This window comes from Faecalibacterium sp. AF10-46, assembly GCF_003604105.1.
In the GTDB taxonomy this organism is placed as follows: Bacteria; Bacillota; Clostridia; order Oscillospirales; family Ruminococcaceae; genus Faecalibacterium; species Faecalibacterium taiwanense.
In genome coordinates, this window is record NZ_QVGY01000017.1 from 19,029 (window position 1) to 19,309 (window position 281).

Sequence of the window (281 nt, forward strand, 5' to 3'; positions counted from 1 at the left end):
TTTTCCAATCACTTGATAGAAAAATGCGGCAAGGCTGTGCCCCTCCAGACGGTCCACATCAGCCTGTTCTGCCAGCTTGGATTTTTCCAGCTTTTTCAGACGATCAGCAAGCGTATCTCTCTGGGCAGTCAGTTCTTTCTGCTTTGCTTCACAGTTCTTCTTTTCTGCGACCTGCTGCCAAAGTTCTTTCAACGTAGAATCACTCATATGGAATGTCCTTTCCCGGCATTACAGTTCTTCGTTCAGAAGCTGGTTCAAAAAATGCTGCCGATTATTTACAA

The 281-nt window shown here is 45.2% G+C and carries 1 pseudogene; it reads right to left on the reverse strand.

Annotated features, from left to right (window positions below):
- A pseudogene (locus DWV57_RS14850) lies at nucleotides 1-207 on the reverse strand (hypothetical protein); the annotation flags it as partial.
- Nucleotides 208-281: the final 74 nt, after the last annotated feature.